Raw genomic sequence first — 20,582 nt, forward strand, 5'->3', positions numbered from 1 at the left:
CCTTGACGCGACGCTCGGCTCAGTTCGCCGCCTTGCAATCCTTGGCATAGCGGTCGCCGTAATTCTCGAAGACCTTCTGCACGATCTCCGTCTGGAACTTGCCGTCCGGACGCTTGGCGACCTTGGTCAGATAAAAATCCTGGATCGGATAGCCGTTGGTGTTGAACTTGAAGGTGCCGCGCAGCGAGGTGAAGTCGGCCTTCTTCAGCGCGGCCTGGACGGCATCCTTGTTCGACAGGTCGCCCTTCACGGCCTTGACCGCGCTGTCGATCAGCATCGCGGCGTCGTAGGCCTGGAAGGCGTAGGTGCCGGGCACGACGTTATAGGCGGCTTCATAGGACGCGACGAACTTCTTGTTCTGGGGATTGTCGAGATTGGGCGCCCAGTTGGCGCCGCCGAACATGCCGACGGCCGCGTCCTGCTGCGCCGGCAAGGTCGATTCATCCACCGTAAACGCCGAGAGCACCGGAATGCTGTCGGCGAGGCCGGCCTGCCGGTATTGCTTGACGAGATTGACGCCGAGGCCGCCGGGCATGAACGTGAAGAGCGCATCGGGCTTCTGCGAGGAGATCTTGGAAAGCTCCGGCTGGAAGTCCAGCGTGTTCAGCGGCATGTAGGATTCCTCGACGATCTCGCCCTTGTAGTCGAGCTTGAAGCCCGCCACCGAATCCTTGCCGGCCTGATAGTTCGGCACCATCAGGTACATGCGCTTGTAGCCGCGATCCTGCGCGACCTTGCCGAGGATCTCGTGCACCTGATCGTTCTGGTATGAAGTCACATAGAAGAACGGGTTGCAGTCCTTGCCGGCAAAGGTCGACGGGCCCGCGTTGGGGCTGATCAGAAAGGTCTTCGATTCCGTCACGGGCCGGTGGATCGCCTGCAGGATGTTGGAGAAGATCGGGCCGATCACGAAGTCGACCTTGTCGCGTTCCAGCAGACCCTTGACCTTGATCACCGCCGCGTCCGGCTTCAGTTCGTCATCGACTACGACGACCTCGACGTCACGGCCGCCCATCTTGCTGCCGAGGTCCTTTACTGCGAGCGCAAAGCCGTCGCGAACCTGCTGGCCAAGCGCGGCGGCTGGTCCTGACAGGGTCACGATCACCCCGAGCTTGATCTTCTCCTGGGCGAGGGCGGGGGTCACGGCGGTGCCGAGCAGCAGGGCAGTTGCGGCCAAGGTCAATTGCGTCTTCATGATCTGTCCCCCGTGACATCAGGGCTTGCGCTGCAAGCCGCGTACTCTGATCCAAGCTTATGCCGATGATGGCGGCCGCGGCAAGCAGCGCTCAAAGTGTCGCCATCCTGAGGGCAGCGGTGCATGCAAGCGGCGCGCCAATTATTTGAAGCCTAAAGAAAGTGGCGTGCGGTCGATTGTTGCAGCTTTGGACTTGCGGCCGGCGTCGATTTATTTGAAGCTCAAAATGTTGGGGAATCCGTGCCGGCGCCAATGCCCGCCGAGAGTGAACGCACCGAGATGCTCGATTCCGAGACCAAGGCCGTCGAAACGCCGGAAGACCATGCCGACGAGCTTCGGCTGTGGCTGCGCCTTCTGACCTGCACGACCCTGATCGAGGGCGAGGTTCGCGGTCGGCTGCGGCAGCGGTTCGACGTCACGCTGCCCCGCTTCGATCTGATGGCTCAGCTCGACAAGGCGCCTGACGGCATGACGCTGTCCGATGTCTCCAAGCGCATGATGGTGTCGAACGGCAATGTGACCGGTCTCGTCGAGCGCCTCGTGGAATCCGGCCATCTCGATCGTCGTACCTCGGAGACGGATCGCCGGGTCCAGGTGATCCGCCTCACGAAACTCGGTCGCGCCGAGTTCCGCAAGATGGCTGCGGAGCACGAGACCTGGATCGCCGATCTCTTCGCCGAACTCTCGCCAAAGGATGTGCGCGAATTGATGCGGCTGCTCGCCAAGACCAAGGCGTCGGCGCAGAAATCGGCCGCGCGCCGCCGGCCGTAAGAACCGCCGCCCAACCCCTTTTGCCGCAGGAAAAAGCACGGGGTGCCCAAAATCCGCTATTGCGCCAAATTGTTTTAAGCCTAAAATGTTTCCCAGATCGTGCTGCCGGGTGCAATCCATGCTGAAAGGAGCGTGCGATGGCCAACGCCGCCAAGATTCAAGTGTCGGGCTCGCATGACGGCAACGCCGCGACGGCCCATGTCGATACGTTTGCGCGGCAGCATCTGCCGCCACGCGAGCTCTGGCCGGAGTTCATCTTCACGCGGCCGGAGCTGCGCTATCCGCCGCGATTGAACTGCGTCAGTTATTTCCTCGATCGCTGGGTCGAGCAGAGACATGGCGAGGCTCCCTGCGTCGTCAGTCCCGCCGTCAGTTACACCTATCGCGAGCTGCAAGCGCTGGTGAATCGCATCGCCAACGTGCTGGTCGGCAAGCTCGGTCTCATCCCCGGCGGGCGTGTGCTATTGCGCTCGGCCAACAACCCGATGATGGTCGCGACCTATCTCGCAGTCATCAAGGCCGGTGGCATTGTCGTGGCCACGATGCCGCTCTTGCGCGCCAAGGAGCTGTCCTATCCGATCCAGAAGGCGGAGATTGCGCTGGCGCTGTGCGACGGAAAGCTCGCCGAGGAAATGGAGAAGGCAAAAGCTGCGGCGTCGAATCTCAAGCGAGTTGTTTATTGGGGCAATGGCGCGGCGGACTCGCTCGAAGCGCTCAGCGCCGACGCGAGCCCGGAGTTCAAGGCCATCGATACCGCCTCCGACGACGTCTGTCTGATCGCCTTCACCTCCGGCACGACAGGCGATCCCAAGGGCACCATGCATTTCCATCGCGACATGCTCGCGGTGTGTGACGGCTACGCACGTAACATCTTGCGGGCGGAGCAGAACGATCGCTTCGTCGGCTCGGCGCCGCTCGCGTTCACGTTCGGCTTCGGCGGTGTGCTGTTTCCGATGCATATCGGCGCCTCTTTCGTGGTGCTGGAGAAGACGACGCCGGACGATATCCTGACGGCGATCGAGCAATACAAGACCACGGTCTGCTTCACGGCGCCGACCGCTTACCGGGCGATGATCGGCAAGCTGCCTGGCCGCGACATCTCCTCGCTTCGCAAATGTGTTTCGGCGGGCGAGACGCTGCCCAAGCCGACCTTCGACGCCTGGCTCAAGGCCACGGAGATCAAGCTGATGGACGGCATCGGCTCGACTGAATTGCTGCACATCTTCATCAGCGCGACCGAGGACGAGATCCGTCCCGGCGCAACGGGCAAGCCCGTGCCGGGCTATGAAGCCAAGATCGTCGACGATGACGGCCATGATTTGCCGCCGGGCACGATGGGGAACCTCGCGGTGCGCGGACCGACCGGATGCCGCTATCTCGCCGACGAGCGGCAGCGCAAATACGTCAGGAACGGCTGGAACATCACCGGCGACACCTACCTGATGGATAGTGACGGCTATTTCTGGTACCAGTCGCGCTCCGACGACATGATCGTGTCGGCCGGCTACAATATCGCGGGTACCGACGTCGAGGCGGCGCTGCTCACGCATCCGGCGGTCGCCGAGTGCGGCGTGGTCGGCGCCCCCGACGAGGCGCGCGGCATGATCGTGAAGGCCTATGTCGTCGCGACCCCCGGCGTGACGCCGGACGCAGAGCTCGTGACCGAGTTGCAGGAACATGTCAAACGCGAGATCGCGCCGTACAAATATCCGCGTGCCATCGAATTCGTGACACAACTCCCCAAGACCGAGACCGGAAAATTGAAGCGCTTTGCCCTGCGGCAACTGGCGCAGGCTGCCGCAACGTCCTCAGGCGTAGCGGCGGAATGAGAAGAGGATGAAGAATTGTCCGTGACGACGCCGAAAGGCCCGCAACTCGCGGTGCTGCCGACAGCAGCCGAGGATGACACCCGTTCGCGGGTGCAGGTGCTCCAGCCGTCGGGGTGGCCGATGCCGAAGGGCTATGCCAATGGCATGGCCGCTGAGGGGCGCATCGTCGTCACCGGCGGGGTGATCGGCTGGGATGCCGAAGAGCGTCTTGCCGACGGCTTTGTCGCGCAGGTGGGGCAGACCTTGAGCAACATCGCCGCGATCCTGGCCGAGGCAGGCGCGAGGCCCGAGCACCTCGTGCGGTTGACCTGGTATGTCGTCGACATGGACGAGTACCTGTCCAGCCTGAAGGAGCTCGGTAAGATCTACCGTGCCATCTTCGGCGCAAATTACCCGGCGATGGCGCTGGTGCAGGTGGTGCGCCTCGTGGAGAAGGCGGCGCGCGTCGAGATCGAGGCCACCGCCGTCATTCCGCGCTGAATCGCGTCTGGTTCAGCTCGCCTTGTCAGCTTGCCTTGCTAGCTTGCCTTGGCGAGCTCGTCGTCCTCGGGCGAGTTCAGATAGACGCCCGACATGGTGTCGACCCAGCACAGATGGTCGTGCACCTTCTTCACGCCGTCGACGTTCTCCGCGGCGACCATCGCGGCCTGCCGCGTGCGCTCTTCGGTGATGACGCCGCTGAGGTGGACGATGCCGTCGCGGACGATGACGTTCAGCCCGAACGGGCACCAGTCGTTCTTCTCCATGGTGTCGATGATGCGGCTGCGAATGTGGTCGTCATCCGCTGTCGGATCACGCACGTCGCGGGCGAGCCCCGCCACCGCCTGCAGCAGATTGGCGCGGGATACGATCCCGACGACCTTGTCGCCGCGCACCACCGGCAGCCGCTTCACGTTGTTCCGCTCCATGAGGTCGACGATCTCTGCGAGCGCGGTGTCCTCCGTGATGGTTACGGGCGAGTCGGTCATCACTTCCGCGACCTTGCGGCCATGCTCATGGACGAAATCACTGGCCGACTTGCCCGGACCGAGGATGAACCGCAGCCAGCGTCCGCGCTTGCGCCCGGTGCCGATCTCGCTGCGGCGGATGAAATCTCCTTCCGACACGACGCCGACCAGCTTGCCGGTATCGTCGACGACCGTGAGACCGCTGACATGCCGCTTCAGCATGATATTTGCCGCCTCGACGATGCTTGTGTCGGGGGTGACCGAGATGACCGACCGGGTCATGATCTGGTGGGCGCGCATGGACAACTCCGCTGGCTCTATCGAATTTCGATGCGCCGAAAACTAGCTCGGGCATTGGGGTGCGGCTTGACTCAGGTCAATCGGACGAAGCCCGTCCGTCCTGATTAAGCAATCGTGATCCGCGCCCCGGATTTGATGCAGCTCAACGCCTCTGCGAAGCCTCGCCATATCCTGCTGCCCACGTAGACCAGAAGCCCTCGGGAACATTGAGCCATGAGCGTCGTGCAGATCTTTCCACGGGCCGAAGAGCCGACGGTGCAGGTTCTTCCCGTCAATCCCGTCGCGGGTCCCGAAGCCTCGACGGTGAGCCCCGAAACTCCCGCAGGAGCGCCTGCCGCCGCCGATCCTCCGCCTGCATTGGAGCCATATCCGCTCGACCGCGCATTTCACGCGATGCTGGCGCGGTTCACAGGCGGGATTTCGCCGCTGGCCTTGTCGCTGGCCTGGCTCGACTGGAGTTCGCATCTGGCAGCGGCGCCGCAGCGCCAGCTGGAAATGTCCCGCAACGTCCTGCGTGACACCGGCCGGTTGGCCGAAGCCGTCGCGCACGCGGCGTCACCGGAGCAAAAGCCGTGGTCTGTGATCCAGCCGCAGGGACGCGATCGCCGCTTCAGTGGACCGCAATGGGAGACTGCGCCGTTCAATCTGCTGGCGCAGGCGTTTCTGCTCGGAGAGCGCTGGTGGCACGATGCCACGACCGGCGTGCGCGGCGTGTCGCATGCAAATGAGGCCATCGTCGAGTTCTCGATGCGCCAAACGCTCGACATGCTGGCGCCGTCGAATTTTGCGGCGACCAATCCGAAGGTGCTGGAGAAAGCGTTCCAGAGTGGCGGGGAGAATTTCGTTTTCGGATGGCAGAACTGGTGCAGCGACCTGATGCGCCTGCTCCCCACGTCGAAAGCGGCGGACGGCGAGCAGTTTTTGGTCGGCAAGTCGGTGGCGGCTTCGCCCGGCAAGGTCGTCTACTGTAACGAGCTGATCGAGCTGATCCAGTACCACCCGACCACGGCGCAGGTGCGACCAGAGCCGATCCTGATCGTGCCGGCCTGGATCATGAAGTACTACATCCTCGATCTCTCGCCGCAGAACTCGCTGGTCAAATATCTGACCGGTCAGGGTTTCACCGTGTTCGCGATCTCCTGGCGCAACCCGGATGCGACGGATCGGGACCTCGCCTTCGACGACTATCGCAGGCTGGGGGTCATGGCGGCGCTGGACATGGTCGGCCGCGTTATGCCGGGTCGGAAGACCCATGCGCTCGGCTATTGTCTGGGAGGTACATTGCTGTCGATCGCTGCCGCCGCGATGGAGCGCGACGGTGACAAGCGCCTTGGCACTGTTACTCTCCTTGCCGCCCAGACAGACTTCACCGAGGCCGGAGAGCTGACGCTCTTCATCAACGAGAGCCAGGTCGCCTTTCTCGAAGACATGATGTGGCAGCGCGGTTACCTCGACACGACCCAGATGGCCGGCGCCTTTCAGCTGCTGCGCTCCAACGAGTTGATCTGGTCGCGGCTGTCGCACGACTATCTGATGGGCGAGGGCGCGCCGCTGAACGATCTGATGGCGTGGAACGCGGACGCAACGCGGCTGCCTTATCGCATGCATTCGGAATATCTGCGAAAGCTGTTCCTCGACAACGATCTGGCCGGCGGGCGCTATCACGTCGGCGGCAGGAACGTTTCGCTGTCCGATATTCACGCCCCGATGTTCGTGGTCGGCACGCTGGCCGATCACGTGGCGCCGTGGCGATCGGTCTACAAGATTCACTATCAGGTCGATGCCGACGTGACGTTCCTGTTGACCAGCGGCGGTCACAATGCCGGCGTCGTCGCGCCCCCCGACGAGCCCGGCCACAGCTATCAAGTGCTGAGCAAGGCCGAGGACGCGCCCTATGTCGGTGCGGACGAATGGCTGAAGCTGGCTCCGCGCGTCCAGGGGTCGTGGTGGCCGGAATGGATCAAATGGCTGGCGGCGCGCTCCGGTGCGCCCGGCGATCCTCCGCCGATCGGACTTGGAGACGCTCCCGACCTGCCCGATGCGCCGGGGGACTACGTCCACACTTAAACCTCCGGCTCGGAATTCGGTGCGAGGTCCGAGGAGCGGAAGGGTTTGGTCTTGTCCAGTTTGCGGTAGGCCGTTGACGCCGTCCGCAACAGCTTCTCTTCGCGCTTGCGGTTGCGAAATCGATTGCCGGCATCGAGGCCGGCGCCGTTCAATGAGGCCGCCAACGCTCGTCCCCGTGCATCGTCGTTCAATCGTCCGAGCGACCGTTGCGCCTTGCGCAATTTCTTGAGGATCGATTTCTGTTTCGTCAGCGATTCCTCGGCGAACAGGTCCTGGAGCGACTCGATCGAATAGGTCAGCCGCTTGTTGAGAATCCGCAGCTTGTGTCGTTTCTCGACGTCGAGCTCGCGGAGTTTTCGCGCCTTCTTGAGCAGCGTCGTCTCCCACTCGGTCAGCCGCTCCGTGGCGTGATCGGCGAGCGTGCAGCGGCGCAATCGCATGGCTTCCTTGCTGCGCTGGGTCGACCAGGGGCCGCTCTCGATCCAGATCGAGGTCTGCTCGACAAGGCGGCGACACCGCGCGGATTGCAGCGCGCGCGCCAGCAGGCGGTGGCTCTCGGCGCGCTTTTCGTCCCAATGCTGAAGCTCGGCGACCACCGCAAGGTCGTTGCCACTCTCGGCGACGATCCGCTCGATCGCCACGTCGAGGTCCCGAACCATGCCGAGTTGACCGTTCAGCCATTTCAGTTCGGCCCAGACCTTCGGGCGCAGGGCGTCGTCGACCATCGGCGAGAAGAAGCGGATGGCAGTTCGCAGATGCGTCAACGCGATCCGGATCTGATGCAGCGCGTCGGGATCGCCGCGGCAGGTGCCGTCATGCTGGGCGAGCACGGCATCGAGGTGACGGCGCGCGATGATGCGGAACGCGGTGTCGCAGGCCATGCCGGGGCTGAGGCGGCCGGGCAGGGCATTGCGCCGCGCCGCCGGCGTGGCGCGAGCGGCCGTCGAGGTCGTGGTAGGTCGCGCCATCTTTGCCCGCGCCAATCAGATTGCCCTATTTGCCTTCAGCGATCGCGTCCCGGCAGTTCTGGAGCGTCTGCTGTTGCGTCCCGGATGCATCGATGGTCGCCCAGCCGACGTGACCGATATTATAGTGCTCTTGCTGCGCAGCAACCTCCTGCGTGGCGTCGGATGCGTCTCCCCGGCGGCCTCCGATCCGCATCTGCCGGGTCGCGAGGTCCGCAACCAGAAACAGGCCGTTCAGCGGCACCTTGCGCTCTCGCGCCAGTGCGGCGATCGCGTCCCGTTCGTCCTCGCGGGCGAATACGCCGTCGATGATCGCCGAATGGCCCTGCGCCAGCACCCGCCGGGCGTGCTGAACCAGCGTGTCGTAGACGCGGGCCGCGTGCTCCGGCGTGTAGGCGGACGGCGGCAGGCGGTGCGTGTCCTCGACCCCGAACATCTGCTTGCGGACGAGGTCGCTGCGCAGCACGACGGCCCCCGGGGGCGGTGCGACGACGGGCGCGAGCGCATTCGCCAGGACGGTCTTGCCGGTGCCTGACAGGCCGCCGACCGCAATCAGGCGCGGAGCGGCGGGATGGATCAGCATCCCCGCGAGCTCAAAATAACGCTGCGCCTCATCCAGGATACCGGGGTTATCGGAATGCGGCGGCTTCAGCCGTGCCAGGGCCACCTGGGCGCGGATCGCCGCCCGGATGGACATGAACAGCGGCAGGGCCGAGAGGGCGTCGAGATTGTCGGCCGGCGTCGCAGCGAGATAGCGGTTCAGGACGATGTTGGCGGCAGCTGGCTGATCGTAGCGCAACAGGTCCATCAGAGTGAATGCGAGATCGTAGAGCACGTCGACGGTTGCGATCCGCGCATCGAACTCGATGGCATCGAACAGCACCGGCCGGTCGTCGAGCAGAACGATGTTTGCGAGATGCAGATCGCCATGGCAGCGGCGCACGAAGCCCTGACAGCCGCGCGCTGCGAGCAGCGGACGAACACGCAGGAACGCTTCGTGGGAGGCTTTGCCGAGCTTTTCGACGTCTGCCGCGTTGAAATGACCGCCGGCCCGCAGACCGTTATCGTTGCCGTCGATCAGGGCGGGGATGGAGGCGACCCATGCTTCGCCGTCGGCGCGTGTCGCTGCGCCGTGGGAAGCCACGATCGCGTCGGCGGCAGCCGAAGCAAGGGCCGCATTCAGCGGGCCGGCCTTTGCCAGATGATCGAGCGTCCGATTTTCGTCGAAGCGTGTCATCTCCACCGCATACTCGATCGGCCGGCCGGGTCCGTCGACCTGCACCGAGCCGTCCGGCTCTTCCGTGATCGCCACGACGCGATGATAGATCTGCGGCGCCAGCGGCCGGTTGATCCGGATCTCCTCCTCGCATGCTGCCTTGCGCTTCTCGAGCGTCGAATAATCGAGGAAGGGAAACCGGACGGCGCGCTTGATCTTCAACGCGCGCTTGCCGTCGAGGAACACTGAAGCTGCGTGCGTATCGATCCGCGTCACGTCAGGATACACGGCAGAATCGGTGAGAGCCGCAAAGATCCGGTCCTGGGTCGCAGAATCGTTTGTCATTCCCGCTGGTACATCCAGATGCGTCGGAAGGCGGCCCGTCCGCCGACCAAGGTAATCCTTAGAAGCAGATCGCGGCCAGTCCTTGACGTCGGTTAACACCTGTTACTGGTGAACTGGACGAGGTTCCCTTGGCTTGACCAGGATCAAGCATCCGGACGAACGCGGGCGTATTCTGACGCCCAAGGAGAATCCCGATGCCCATCAAGGATGTCTTTCTGCCGCTTGTCGGCCAGCCCCGCGGACCGGCCCTGGTTGCGATCGAGAAATGTGTGGCCGTCGCCGCCGACCTCGGCGCCAGGATCACGGCGCTCGCGCTCGAGGAAGACGTTTTCGAGAGGCCGAAGGTGATGCTGCCTCATGATCGCGATTCCGCGGAGGCCGGCAGTTCGCGTGAGGCGGACGACACGCAGCAGCTCCTCAATGCCTTCACCAATGCGGCGTCCCGCGCCAACATCCGCGCCCAGAGCCGAACGGGCAAGGTGCCGGCTGACCAGATCGCGGCGATCCTGGCCGAGCATGCCCGCTTCAGCGATCTCACGCTGTTTCCCGTGAAGCCGCACGACAGCCGAACGGAGCACATCATCGAAACTTTCCTGTTCGAATCCGGGCGGCCGCTGCTGCTCTGCCCGGAGCAGCATGCGGAGCAGTTGCGGCCGGAATTCGAGAACGTCATGATCGCCTGGGATCATTCTGCCCGCGCCGCGCGTGCAGTGGGCGACGCATTGCCGATTCTTCAGGCTGCCACCTCAGTCCGCGTGGTGACGGTAGTGGAGGACAAGGCTGACGCGGTGGTGCGATCCGGCGCGGCTCTCGTCGACCATCTCAGGGAACACGGGGTCTATGCTTCGTTCGAAACGGTGACCGGCAACGGCAGCTCGATCGGCAAGGTACTGGGAAGCTGGGCGAATTCCCATGGCATGGATGCGATCGTGATGGGCGCCTACCATCATTCACGGCTGAACGAGATCGTCTGGGGCGGTGTGACAAAGACCGTCATTGGCCAGCCACCGTGCTGGGTTATGATCTCGCACTAAGCTCGCCATTTTCCCGGCTTGATCGTCCATCATCGGAACCGCCGCTGACCCGGCGCATTTGCTTTCATGTCAACCTACCGTCTCAACAATCTGCTGGCGCCGCGTTCAGTTGCGCTCGTCGGCGCGAGCGCCCGTCCGGTCTCCGTCGGACGCGCCGTTCTGGAGAACATTCACAAGGCCGAATTCAAGGGGCGCTTCGGCCTTGTCAATCCACGCCATGCCGAAATCGGCGGCGTCGCGGCGGTGAAAAATCTGGACGGGTTGGACTTCGTGCCCGAGCTTGTGGTCATCACGGCGCCGGCGCGCGAGATTCCCGGTATCATCGACCAGGCCGGCCGTCGCGGATCGGCAGGCGCGCTGATCGTCTCCGCCGGGCTAGGCCACGGACCGGGATCTCTGCACGAGGCTGCAATCGCGGCGGCCAGCAAATACGGCATGCGCCTGATCGGACCGAACTGCCTCGGCATCATGATGCCCGGGGTCAGCCTGAATGCCAGCTTTGCCGCGCACATGCCGGGGGCGGGCAGCCTCGCGCTGATCTCGCAATCGGGCGCGATCGCTGCCGGCATGGTCGACTGGGCTGCGCAGCGCGGCGTCGGCTTTTCCGGCATCGTCTCGATCGGCGATCAGATCGACGTCGATATCGCCGATCTGCTCGACTATTTCGCGATGGATCACAAGACCCGCGCGATCCTGCTCTACATCGAATCCATCAAGGACGCGCGCAAGTTCATGTCGGCAGCGCGTGCCGCCGCGCGCGTGAAGCCCGTCGTCGTAGTGAAGTCGGGGCGCATGGCGCAGGGCGCAAAGGCGGCCGCCACGCATACCGGCGCGCTCGCCGGCGCGGACGCGGTCTATGACGCGGCGTTCCGCCGCGCGGGTGTCCTGCGCGTCTCAGATCTGCGTGAGCTGTTCGATTGCGCCGAGACACTCGGCCGCGTCGAATCGCCGACGGGAAAGCGTCTCGCCATCCTGACCAACGGTGGCGGCATCGGCGTCCTCGCCGTCGATCGATTGGTCGAACTCGGCGGAATTCCGGCGACCATCTCGGCGGAGGCGCGCAAGACGCTCGATGCGGCCCTGCCGCCGACCTGGTCCGGTGCAAATCCCGTCGACATCGTGGGCGATGCTGACGCCTCGCGCTACGCGGCGGCGCTGGAGGTGCTGTTGGCCGATCGCGACAATGATGCGGTCCTGGTCCTCAACGTGCAAACGGCGATCGCCTCGGCCGCCGAGATCGCCACGACCGTGACTGAGATCGTCGGCAAATATCGCGAGCAGCACCGCCGATGGGCCAAGCCCGTATTGGCGGCCTGGGTCGGGGCCGATCAGCACATCATTCAGGCCCTCTCCGGTGCCGGCGTGCCGAACTATCCGACCGAGGACGACGCCGTGCGCGGCTTCATGCATCTGGTCAGGCACCGCGAAGTGGTGGAGGAGCTGAGCCAGGTTCCTCCCGCGATGCCCGATACGTTCGTGCCGGATGCCCGGGGGGCGAGGCAGATCGTCACCGCCGCGATCGCCGATGGCCGTGAGTGGCTCGAGCCGGTCGAGATCAAGCACCTGCTCGAAGCTTACGACATCGCGATGGTGCCGACCTATGCGGCAACCGATGTCGAGCAGGCGGTGGCCTATGCGAAGGAAATCTTTGCGCAGGGCGGCACCGTGGTGCTGAAGATCATGTCGCGGGACATCATCCACAAATCCGATGTCGGCGGCGTCGTGCTCAATCTGACGACGCCCGAGGCCGTGCGAGCGGCCACCTCCGACATTCTCGCCCGGGCGAGAAAGCTGCGGCCCGAGGCCCGCATCGGCGGCGTCATCGTCCAGGCGATGGTCGTCAAGGCGAAGGCGCGCGAGCTGATCCTGGGCCTCGCCGACGATTCCACCTTCGGCACCGTCGTGGTGTTCGGCCGTGGCGGCACGGCGGTGGAGATCATCAACGACAAGGCGCTGGCGCTGCCGCCGCTGGACTTGCAGCTCGCCCGCGATTTGATCGACCGCACGCGCGTGTCGCGCCTGCTAAAGGCCTATCGTGATGTGCCGGCGGTCAAGCAGGACGCCGTCGCCATGGTGCTGGTCAAGCTGGCGCAGATGGCGGCCGACATTCCCGAGATCCGCGAATTCGACATCAATCCGCTGCTGGCGGACGAAACCGGCGTGACCGCGGTTGACGCCCGCGTCGCGGTCGGGCCGCCGCAACGAAAGTTTGTCGGCTCAGGCCCGGCCAATTTCGCCGTTCGCGCCTATCCGTCACAATGGGAGCGCCGCCTCAAGCTCAAGGACGACTGGCGCATCTTCGTGCGGCCGATGCGCCCCGAGGACGAGCCGACCATCCACGAATTCCTGCGTCACGTCACCCCGCACGACCTTCGCCTGCGCTTCTTCGCGCCGATGAAGGAGTTCACCCACGAGTTCATCGCGCGCCTGACCCAGCTCGATTATGCGCGCGCGATGGCCTTCATTGCCTTCGACGAGGCCACCGGCGAAATGGTCGGCGTGGTCCGGCTCCATTCGGATTCGATCTACGAGAGCGGTGAATACGCGATCCTGCTCCGGTCCGATCTCAAGGGCAGGGGGCTCGGCTGGGCCCTCATGCAGCTCATCATCAATTACGCCAAGTCGGAAGGGCTGAAAGGCATCTCGGGCGACGTGCTCAAAGAGAACACCGTGATGCTCGAAATGTGCCGGCAGCTCGGCTTCGAGGTCAAGCCCGATCCGGCCGAGCCGGATATCTGCGACGTCAAATTAAAGCTCTGAGCGCGCCTGCTTCAGGAGCGCGCTTCAGCCGAATTCGCTGAGGCGGACGTCTTGGAGGACGTCCGCAGGTTCCTGATGATGATCGCGATCAGCGGCACCAGCACCGGCACGATCGTGCTGAGCGGATGGTGCACCACGCCCGACACCTGGGCCTGGAGCGCGCGCGCCTCGAGCTGGAGGGCTTCGATGGAGGTGTCGTGAATTTCGTTGGCAAGCTCGATATCGCGGCCTGACGGAGCGCGGCCGGCGATCGCGAACAGAGCGGCCGCGATGGCGAAATTGACGGCGCCGAGGATGGCCGCCGCGGCAATCGCGCTCCAGATCTGCACCAGCGCGAAACAGGCCGACAGCTCCAGCATCAGAAGCCCGAACGCCGCGATCAGCGCCGCAAAGGCACGCAAGCCGAGGCCAACAAGCAGATGGCGCAGCCTGATGTCCGCGATGATCCTGTCGGTGCGCCACAGCGCACGCAGATGTTTGACCACATTCTCGGTATTCACCTAATGTCTCCTCAGCATGAAGCCGATAACGACGCCGAGCGCGAAGGCGGAGGCGAGCGACGTGATCGGACGCTCCGCAATGAGACCCTGAAGCTGCGCCTGCTCTTCGTCCACGGTCTCGCCGAGCTCGGTCAGCGCGGCACGGATCTGATCGGCGAGCGCCTCGGCGCGGTCCTTCGAGCTCTCGAACAACTCCTCGCCGGCGGTGCTCAGCAAGCTTGTGACGTCAACCTTCAGCGCCCGCAATTCTTCGCTCATCCTGTCGCTGTCGAACATGGACTGGTATCCCCATTGAATGGAAGCGAGCCTAAGGCGCACCCGCGCGATCGCGCTTGATTTGCCTCAAGCGTTGGCCACGGTGCGGGTCTTGAGACAGGTCAAGCCGGCCGCCATATGCTGGTCTAGAAATACCGTCTGAATGGGGACCGGTTGTCCCGATGAGGTGGAAGCGTGAACCACGAACCGCTGTTGCTCGCGACGCCGTCCGGCGACGCGCTGAACCTGCGCCCTGAAGGGCCCTGGACCGCCGCGAATGTGGTCACGCTGGAGACATTGTCCCGCTCGGTTGGTGCCGACGTCGATCGCTCGCGCGTCGTCACCCTGGACATGTCGGGCGTCAGTGCGCTCGACACGCTCGGTGCCTGGGTCCTGGAAAAATTGTCGCGCAGGGCCGCAACATCGGGCAGGTCGGCCGAATTCGTCGGCGTCGCCGATCATTTCAGCGGGCTGCTGGATGAGGTGCGCCAGGTCAACCGCCACACGCCGGCCCCGACGGCTGCGCCCAATCCGGTGCTGGCGAGGCTGGGCGACCTCGGCAAGTCCACGGCCGACGCGCGGGAAGACGTCACGATCTTCCTCCAGATGCTCGGCGCATTGTTCATGGCCGTGATAGGCGTGCTGCGCCGGCCGCGTTCGCTGCGGCTGACCTCGCTGGTTTATCAGCTCTACCGCATCGGGTGGCAGGCGATCCCCATCGTCGCGCTGATCACCTTCCTGATCGGCGCCATCATCGCGCAGCAGGGCTTCTTCCACTTCCGCAGGTTCGGCGCGGAATCCTACACCGTCGACATGGTCGGCATCCTGGTGCTGCGTGAGCTCGGCGTGCTGATCGTCGCCATCATGGTCGCGGGACGGTCGGGAAGCGCCTATACCGCCGAGCTCGGCTCGATGAAGATGCGCGAGGAGATCGACGCGCTCTCGACCATGGGGCTCGATCCCGTCGAAATCCTGATCCTGCCGCGCGTTGCGGCCCTGGTCATTGCGCTGCCGATCCTCACCTTCATCGGATCGGTCGCCGCGCTCTATGGCGGCGGTCTCGTCGCGCAGTTCTACGGCGACATGGGGCCGGCGATCTACATCGCGCGGCTGCACGAGGCGATCTCCGTCACCCATTTCGAGGTGGGCATCCTGAAAGCGCCGTTCATGGCGCTGGTGATCGGGATCGTCGCCTGCAGCGAGGGACTGCGCGTTAAGGGCAGCGCGGAGTCGCTCGGGCGGCAGACCACGACGTCGGTGGTGAAGTCGATCTTCCTGGTGATCGTCCTCGACGGCCTGTTCGCGATCTTCTTTGCCTCGATCGGAATGTGACGATGGACGTATCGCAGGACGAGTTCGCGATCCGCGTCCGTGACCTCGTGGTCGGTTTCGGCCGCCAGACCGTGCTCGACGATTTGTCGCTCGACGTTCGCCGCGGCGAGATTCTCGGGCTGGTGGGGGCGTCCGGCGGCGGCAAGTCGGTGCTGATGCGCACCATCATCGGCCTCATCCCGCGCCAGGGCGGGACCATCGAGGTCATGGGCCAGCCCACCGGCGGCCACGGCCGCGGCGCAGCCACGACATGGGGCATCCTGTTCCAGCAAGGCGCGCTGTTCTCCTCGCTGACGGTCCGCCAGAACGTCCAGTTTCCCTTACGCGAAAATCTCGTCCTATCGCAGGAGCTGATGGACGAGATCGCGATCGCCAAGCTCGAGATGGTCGGCTTGCGCGCCCAGGACGCCGACAAATATCCGGCGGAGCTGTCGGGCGGCATGACCAAGCGCGTGGCGCTGGCACGCGCACTCGCGCTCGATCCGCCGATCCTGTTCCTGGACGAGCCGACCTCCGGCCTCGATCCGATCGCCGCCGGCGATTTCGACGCACTGATCACGACGCTGCAAAAGACGCTGAGGCTGACCGTGTTCATGGTGACCCACGACCTTGCCAGCCTGACCACGGTCTGCGACCGCGTCGCCGCGCTGGCCGACGGCAAGATCGTGGCGATCGGCCCGATGCGCGAATTGCTGCAATCCGAGCATCCCTGGGTGCGCGCCTATTTCCACGGCAAGCGCTCGCAGATGCTGCAACACGAGATGAGATGAGACATGGAAACCCGCGCTCCCCACGTGCTGATCGGCAGTTTCGTGCTGGCCGCGATCCTCGCGGTGTTCGGCTTCGTCTATTGGCTGAACAACACCGGCGGCATCGGGCCGCGCACGAACTACCAGGTGCAATTCCAGGGGCCGGTCCCAGGCCTGCTGGTCGGCGCCGGTGTGCTGTTCAACGGCATCCGTGTCGGTGAGGTGACCCAGCTCGGGCTCGCGCCGGATAACCCGCGCTTCGTCAATGCGACGATCTCGGTTGCGACCGTCACGCCGGTGCGTTCCGACACCAGGGTTGGCCTCGAATTCCAGGGCCTGACCGGCGTGCCGGTGGTGACGTTGGAGGGCGGCGCGATCGTCGCCAAAGCAGGCGAGCCTGTGACCTTGATCGCGGAGGCCGGCGCCGGCCAGAGCATGACGCAGGCGGCGCGCGATGCGCTGCGGCGGGTCGACACGGTGCTTCAGGACAATTCCGGCCCGCTGAAGGACACCATCGCGAATTTCAAGACGTTCTCCGACGGCCTGGCGCGCAATACCGGCAAGCTCGACGGCATCATTGCGGGCCTGGAGAAGATGACCGGCGGCGGGACGCCCGCGCAGAAAATCACCTACGACCTGCGCACGCCGAAGAATCTCGGGCCGGCCGGCAAGACGCTCTCCGCCTCCCTGGCCATTCCCGAGCCGAGCGCGGTCGCAATGCTGCAGACCCAGCGCATGCTGTTCGCGCCCGTCGGGGACAGACCGGGCTTTGCGGATTTCCTCTGGGCCGACAGCATTCCGAAACTGGTGCAGGCCCGCCTGATCGACAGTTTTGAGAATTACGACATCGCCCACGCCCCGCTACGCACGACCGACCTCGGTCAGGCGGATTACCAGCTCCTGATCGACATCCGGCGCTTTCGGATCGCCACGGAGGGCGAGACACGGGTGGAGATCGAACTGTCGGCGCGGATCGTCGACAAGAACGGCAAGGTGGTGGCATCGCGCCTGATCGAGACCAGCGAAAAGCTCGACAAGGTCGAGCCGGCCGCTGCAGTCGCCGCCTTCGATGCGGCCTTCGCCCGCATCGTCAAGGAGCTGATCGGGTGGAGCGTGCAGGCGATGTGACGCCGTCTATTCCAGCGTCTTCAGGTAGGACAGGAGATCGTGGATCTGGTCCGGACTGAGTTCGAAGGCCGGCATGTCGTCGTGACCGGTGTAGATCCCTTCGGCCAGCGCCTCACCAAGGGTCTCGATCGGATAACGCTGGTGCAGCGTGCGCAGCGGAGGCGCGCCCTCGAGCGGGCTGTGAGAGACGCGGTCGATCGCGTGACAGCGTGCGCAATTGGCCCGTGCGAAGGCCTTGCCGCGTTGTTCGGCGGTCGGGGCCGCCAGCGCAGGCGTCATCAGAAGCAGCCCAATCAGGCCGTGACGCAGGGCGGCTTGCAGCATGGAAAATGATCCCGTCGAAGTCTGGACGCAGAATATGACGGGGGATGCCACTCAGATTTGATCAATGTCAATTGGCTTTGGCGCAGTGCAGTAAAATGCACCTGCGCGGTGGACTCGGCCCGGTGTCGGGAGCAGCCGGCGCGGGGAGCGGTGGATGAAGGCTTCCGTGGTCACGATTGAGCCGAACGGGCATTTCTGCAGCGATTGCGCCATACGCGGAGCGGCGGTTTGTTCGTCGCTGGATGCGGCCGAGCTCAGGGAATTCGAGCATCTCGGACGCCGCGTTCATTTTGACTCCGGCGAGACCGTGTTCTCCGAGGAGGACATCACGACCTCATTCTACAACGTCCTCGAAGGCGTCATGCGGCTATACAAGCTGCTGCCCGACGGCCGGCGGCAGATCGTCGGTTTTGCCTTGCCCGGCGATTTCCTGGGGATGAACATCTCCGGCCGGCACAATTTTTCGGCCGATGCGATCGGCGCGGTGACCGTGTGCCAGTTTGCCAAAGCGCCCTTCGGCCGCTTCATCGAGGACCGGCCGCAGCTGCTCAGGCGGATCAACGAGCTGGCCATCCGCGAATTGAGCCAGGCACGCGACCATATGGTCCTGCTCGGCCGCCGCTCGGCCGACGAGAAGGTCGCGACCTTCCTGCTCGGCTGGCGGGAAAGGCAGGTCGCGCTCAAGGGGCTGTCCGACACGGTCCCGCTTCCGATGAGCCGTCAGGACATCGCCGACTATCTCGGCCTGACCATCGAAACCGTCAGTCGCACCTTCACCAAGCTGGAGCGTCACGGCGTGATCGAGATCATTCACGGCGGCATCAGCCTGCTCGATCCTGCCCGTGCCGAGGCGCTGGCCGCAGCCTGATAGCCCGTCTGCAGACGCGCCAACAGCCGACGCTCGGCCGGCTTGGGCCTTCGCCAGCGCCTCAACGCAAGCGCGGCTTGCGCTGCCTGCAACTCTGCATCGACCGGACCGCATCGGCGCAGCCTTCGGATGCAGGCTTTCGGCTTGAACGCGGCCTTTTCGCGGCATTTGCCACAAAACGCGCGGGTGCTTTCCGGTTGAAAAGCCTGATAACGTTGACTACGCAGGAACTCAGTGCCTCGCAGTCTTAGGAGCCCCGCGGCGTGCCTCAGGACAAGACCGGCGACCCCCGACAGTCGGCGGGCAATAAACTATCGGTCCTGCGCAAGCACCCGATCTTCGCGGATCTGGAGCCGGACGCGCTCGATCAGCTCTGCCGCTATGCCAAGCACACCACGGTGAAGCGCGGCGCGACGATCGCTGCCAAGGGCGATCCCGGCAACAATCTGTTCGCGGTGATCACGGGGACAGTGAAGATTTCCTCCTCGTCGCCCGACGGACGGAACGCCATTCTCAATCTGATCGGTCCCGGAGAAATCTTCGGCGAGATCGCGGTGCTCGACGGTGCTCCCCGGTCGGCCGATGCGACCGCCAACACCAATTGCGAGCTCTACATCATCGATCGCCGGGACTTCCTGCCGTTCGTGAAGAGCCAGCCGGCGCTGGCGATGAAATTCATCGAGCTGCTCTGCGCCCGTCTGCGCTGGACCAGCCAGCAGGTCGAACAGGTCATCCTGCAGAATCTGCCGGGCCGGTTGGCGAGCGCACTGCTCGGTCTCACCGAGGAGCGCAAATTCGACTCCGGCAGCGGCACGCTCGCCATCACGCAGCAGGAGATCAGCGAGATGGTGGGGATGACGCGCGAGAGCATCAACAAGCAATTGCGCGCCTGGGCCGGCCGTAACTGGGTTCGTCTCGAGCACGGCGCCATCGTCGTGCTCGACACTGAGGCATTGCGCGAACTCGTCGAAAGCGGCCTCGACGGCAACTAACCGTCGATGATGGCGACCGCGCGGGTCCAGCCCGCGGAGGCGCGTTCGATCTTGACCGGAAAGCATGAGACCGTGAAGCCGGTCGGGGGCAGCTGGTCGAGATTGTGCAGTTTCTCGAGATGGCAATAGCCGATGTGCCGTCCCGCCTTATGGCCCTCCCAGATCAGGCCGGCATCTTTTGTTTCGGCATATTTCTTCGCGGTGTAGAGGAACGGCGCGTCCCAGCTCCAACCGTCGGTGCCGGTCAGCCGCACGCCGCGTTCGAGCAGATACATGGTGGCTTCATAGCCCATGCCGCAGCCGGAATTGACGTAGTCGGCGTTGCCGAATTTGGCGCCGGCGCTGGTGTTGACGACCACGATCTCCAGCGGCGACAGCGTGTGCCCGATGCGCTTCAGCTCCGTCTCGACATCGTCCGCGCTCGCGACGTAGCCGTCGGGCAGATGCCGGAAGTCGAGCTTCACGCCGGGCTGAAAGCACCATTCCAGGGGCACCTCGTCGATCGTCCATGACCGCTCGCCGCGGTTCATGGTCGGATGGAAATGCCAGGGCGCATCGAGATGCGTGCCGTTATGGGTCGACAGCGAGACCTGCTCGACGGCCCAGCCCTGGCCATCGGGCAAATCCTGCGCCTTGAGGCCGTCGAAAAACTGCAGCATGCGCGGCAGGCCCTGCTGGTGATCGATGTATTGGATGGTCGGATGGTTGCCCGGCGGATCGGCCGTCACGTCGTTTCTGAGCGGCACCGAGATATCGATCAGCTTCCGCGGCATGGGCATTCCTTCGAAATAGTCCGCTGTTTCGGACATCTTGAGGGGCCTCTCCTGGTCGGGTCAAGTCACGTGCCGGCGACGCAAGCCGTCCCGCCGGCTTCCACAACGACGCGAATTGCGCCAGATCGATCGATGCAACTGCTGCATCGATCAATGCCGGATTTGGCTTGGACATGGAATGCCGCGCGCCCTAGGGACGAGATTGGCGCTTGACTTCACACCTGAAGGGGAG

19 protein-coding genes are annotated in these 20,582 nt (G+C 64.4%); 11 read left to right on the top strand and 8 right to left on the bottom strand.

Annotated elements, in window-relative coordinates:
• Window positions 1-19: 19 nt before the first annotated feature.
• Complete coding sequence (locus tag CV770_RS03480) at window positions 20-1,195, bottom strand: ABC transporter substrate-binding protein (RefSeq protein ID WP_104461328.1); 1,176 nt, start codon at window positions 1,193-1,195, stop codon at window positions 20-22.
• 252 nt (window positions 1,196-1,447) lie between these two features.
• On the opposite strand from CV770_RS03480, the gene CV770_RS03485 reads away from it, so the two are divergent.
• The 3 genes from CV770_RS03485 to CV770_RS03495 all read left to right on the top strand — a co-directional run bounded on the left by CV770_RS03485 (window position 1,448) and on the right by CV770_RS03495 (window position 4,275).
• A complete protein-coding gene (locus CV770_RS03485; RefSeq protein WP_165637473.1) occupies window positions 1,448-1,966 on the top strand; it encodes a MarR family winged helix-turn-helix transcriptional regulator in 519 nt (172 codons plus the stop codon).
• Between the two features lie 137 nt (window positions 1,967-2,103).
• A complete protein-coding gene (locus CV770_RS03490; RefSeq protein ID WP_104461329.1) occupies window positions 2,104-3,795 on the top strand; it encodes a benzoate-CoA ligase family protein in 1,692 nt (563 codons plus the stop codon).
• 21 nt (window positions 3,796-3,816) lie between these two features.
• Window positions 3,817-4,275 carry a RidA family protein gene (locus CV770_RS03495; RefSeq protein ID WP_091959599.1) on the top strand — a complete coding sequence of 153 codons (459 nt, stop codon included), beginning with the start codon at window positions 3,817-3,819 and terminating at the stop codon, window positions 4,273-4,275.
• A gap of 38 nt (window positions 4,276-4,313) precedes the next feature.
• Here CV770_RS03495 and CV770_RS03500 read toward each other — a convergent pair whose 3' ends face one another.
• Window positions 4,314-5,042, bottom strand: coding sequence for a CBS domain-containing protein (locus CV770_RS03500; RefSeq protein WP_104461330.1), 729 nt, complete (start codon window positions 5,040-5,042; stop codon window positions 4,314-4,316).
• Window positions 5,043-5,255: 213 nt separating this feature from the next.
• Between CV770_RS03500 and CV770_RS03505 the strand changes: the two genes are divergently transcribed.
• Window positions 5,256-7,109, top strand: a complete 1,854-nt coding sequence (locus CV770_RS03505; RefSeq protein ID WP_104461331.1) for a PHA/PHB synthase family protein — start codon at window positions 5,256-5,258, stop codon at window positions 7,107-7,109.
• Here CV770_RS03505 and CV770_RS03510 read toward each other — a convergent pair.
• Window positions 7,106-8,077: a CHAD domain-containing protein gene (locus CV770_RS03510; RefSeq protein WP_104461332.1), complete on the bottom strand. Its 972-nt coding sequence runs from the start codon at window positions 8,075-8,077 to the stop codon at window positions 7,106-7,108. The genes CV770_RS03505 and CV770_RS03510 overlap by 4 nt on opposite strands.
• A gap of 25 nt (window positions 8,078-8,102) precedes the next feature.
• Window positions 8,103-9,635: a bifunctional aminoglycoside phosphotransferase/ATP-binding protein gene (locus CV770_RS03515; protein WP_104461333.1), complete on the bottom strand. Its 1,533-nt coding sequence runs from the start codon at window positions 9,633-9,635 to the stop codon at window positions 8,103-8,105.
• A gap of 194 nt (window positions 9,636-9,829) precedes the next feature.
• Here CV770_RS03515 and CV770_RS03520 point away from each other — a divergent pair, with 194 nt between their 5' ends.
• Both CV770_RS03520 and CV770_RS03525 read left to right on the top strand, forming a co-directional pair.
• Entirely contained in the window at window positions 9,830-10,669 is an 840-nt protein-coding gene (locus CV770_RS03520; protein WP_104461334.1) for a universal stress protein, read from the top strand.
• Window positions 10,670-10,735: 66 nt separating this feature from the next.
• Entirely contained in the window at window positions 10,736-13,429 is a 2,694-nt protein-coding gene (locus tag CV770_RS03525; protein WP_104461335.1) for a bifunctional acetate--CoA ligase family protein/GNAT family N-acetyltransferase, read from the top strand.
• A gap of 11 nt (window positions 13,430-13,440) precedes the next feature.
• Here the strand turns inward: CV770_RS03525 and CV770_RS03530 are convergent, their stop codons facing one another.
• Both CV770_RS03530 and CV770_RS03535 read right to left on the bottom strand, forming a co-directional pair.
• The gene (locus CV770_RS03530; protein WP_104461336.1) at window positions 13,441-13,929 is read right to left on the bottom strand and encodes a hypothetical protein; all 489 of its coding nucleotides are present in this window, start codon (window positions 13,927-13,929) and stop codon (window positions 13,441-13,443) included.
• Window positions 13,930-14,205 (bottom strand): hypothetical protein, encoded by a 276-nt coding sequence (locus CV770_RS03535; protein WP_104461337.1) that lies wholly within the window; start codon window positions 14,203-14,205, stop codon window positions 13,930-13,932.
• 174 nt (window positions 14,206-14,379) lie between these two features.
• On the opposite strand from CV770_RS03535, the gene CV770_RS03540 reads away from it, so the two are divergent.
• Genes CV770_RS03540 through CV770_RS03550 form a run of 3 tightly spaced genes read left to right on the top strand, consistent with a single transcriptional unit; the run spans window position 14,380 to window position 17,393 of the window.
• Complete coding sequence (locus tag CV770_RS03540) at window positions 14,380-15,516, top strand: ABC transporter permease (protein WP_091959388.1); 1,137 nt, start codon at window positions 14,380-14,382, stop codon at window positions 15,514-15,516.
• Between the two features lie 2 nt (window positions 15,517-15,518).
• The gene (locus tag CV770_RS03545; RefSeq protein WP_201759683.1) at window positions 15,519-16,286 is read left to right on the top strand and encodes an ABC transporter ATP-binding protein; all 768 of its coding nucleotides are present in this window, start codon (window positions 15,519-15,521) and stop codon (window positions 16,284-16,286) included.
• A gap of 3 nt (window positions 16,287-16,289) precedes the next feature.
• Window positions 16,290-17,393 (top strand): ABC-type transport auxiliary lipoprotein family protein, encoded by a 1,104-nt coding sequence (locus CV770_RS03550; RefSeq protein ID WP_104461339.1) that lies wholly within the window; start codon window positions 16,290-16,292, stop codon window positions 17,391-17,393.
• Between the two features lie 6 nt (window positions 17,394-17,399).
• Here CV770_RS03550 and CV770_RS03555 read toward each other — a convergent pair whose 3' ends face one another.
• Window positions 17,400-17,717 (bottom strand): c-type cytochrome, encoded by a 318-nt coding sequence (locus CV770_RS03555; RefSeq protein ID WP_104461340.1) that lies wholly within the window; start codon window positions 17,715-17,717, stop codon window positions 17,400-17,402.
• Window positions 17,718-17,871: 154 nt separating this feature from the next.
• Here CV770_RS03555 and CV770_RS03560 point away from each other — a divergent pair, with 154 nt between their 5' ends.
• Window positions 17,872-18,585 (top strand): helix-turn-helix domain-containing protein, encoded by a 714-nt coding sequence (locus CV770_RS03560; RefSeq protein WP_104461341.1) that lies wholly within the window; start codon window positions 17,872-17,874, stop codon window positions 18,583-18,585.
• Window positions 18,586-18,848: 263 nt separating this feature from the next.
• Complete coding sequence (locus CV770_RS03565) at window positions 18,849-19,577, top strand: Crp/Fnr family transcriptional regulator (protein WP_091959373.1); 729 nt, start codon at window positions 18,849-18,851, stop codon at window positions 19,575-19,577.
• On the opposite strand, the gene CV770_RS03570 is transcribed toward CV770_RS03565, so the two are convergent.
• Window positions 19,574-20,350, bottom strand: a complete 777-nt coding sequence (locus tag CV770_RS03570) for a cyclase family protein (protein ID WP_091959596.1) — start codon at window positions 20,348-20,350, stop codon at window positions 19,574-19,576. The two genes, CV770_RS03565 and CV770_RS03570, sit on opposite strands and share 4 nt — an antisense overlap.
• Window positions 20,351-20,582 lie beyond the last annotated feature (232 nt).

Source organism: Bradyrhizobium sp. AC87j1, from assembly GCF_002936975.1.
Taxonomy (GTDB): Bacteria; Pseudomonadota; Alphaproteobacteria; order Rhizobiales; family Xanthobacteraceae; genus Bradyrhizobium; species Bradyrhizobium shewense.

What these genes read in the sequence shown, in the direction of transcription:
- CV770_RS03480 (WP_104461328.1), bottom strand. Translation starts at nt 1,195, where the DNA reads ATGAAGACGCAATTGACCTTGGCCGCAACTGCCCTGCTGCTCGGCACC.
- CV770_RS03485 (WP_165637473.1), top strand. Translation starts at nt 1,448, where the DNA reads ATGCCCGCCGAGAGTGAACGCACCGAGATGCTCGATTCCGAGACCAAG.
- CV770_RS03490 (WP_104461329.1), top strand. Translation starts at nt 2,104, where the DNA reads ATGGCCAACGCCGCCAAGATTCAAGTGTCGGGCTCGCATGACGGCAAC.
- CV770_RS03500 (WP_104461330.1), bottom strand. Translation starts at nt 5,042, where the DNA reads ATGCGCGCCCACCAGATCATGACCCGGTCGGTCATCTCGGTCACCCCC.
- CV770_RS03505 (WP_104461331.1), top strand. Translation starts at nt 5,256, where the DNA reads ATGAGCGTCGTGCAGATCTTTCCACGGGCCGAAGAGCCGACGGTGCAG.
- CV770_RS03510 (WP_104461332.1), bottom strand. Translation starts at nt 8,077, where the DNA reads ATGGCGCGACCTACCACGACCTCGACGGCCGCTCGCGCCACGCCGGCG.
- CV770_RS03515 (WP_104461333.1), bottom strand. Translation starts at nt 9,635, where the DNA reads ATGACAAACGATTCTGCGACCCAGGACCGGATCTTTGCGGCTCTCACC.
- CV770_RS03520 (WP_104461334.1), top strand. Translation starts at nt 9,830, where the DNA reads ATGCCCATCAAGGATGTCTTTCTGCCGCTTGTCGGCCAGCCCCGCGGA.
- CV770_RS03525 (WP_104461335.1), top strand. Translation starts at nt 10,736, where the DNA reads ATGTCAACCTACCGTCTCAACAATCTGCTGGCGCCGCGTTCAGTTGCG.
- CV770_RS03535 (WP_104461337.1), bottom strand. Translation starts at nt 14,205, where the DNA reads ATGTTCGACAGCGACAGGATGAGCGAAGAATTGCGGGCGCTGAAGGTT.
- CV770_RS03545 (WP_201759683.1), top strand. Translation starts at nt 15,519, where the DNA reads ATGGACGTATCGCAGGACGAGTTCGCGATCCGCGTCCGTGACCTCGTG.
- CV770_RS03550 (WP_104461339.1), top strand. Translation starts at nt 16,290, where the DNA reads ATGGAAACCCGCGCTCCCCACGTGCTGATCGGCAGTTTCGTGCTGGCC.
- CV770_RS03555 (WP_104461340.1), bottom strand. Translation starts at nt 17,717, where the DNA reads ATGCTGCAAGCCGCCCTGCGTCACGGCCTGATTGGGCTGCTTCTGATG.
- CV770_RS03560 (WP_104461341.1), top strand. Translation starts at nt 17,872, where the DNA reads ATGAAGGCTTCCGTGGTCACGATTGAGCCGAACGGGCATTTCTGCAGC.
- CV770_RS03570 (WP_091959596.1), bottom strand. Translation starts at nt 20,350, where the DNA reads ATGCCGCGGAAGCTGATCGATATCTCGGTGCCGCTCAGAAACGACGTG.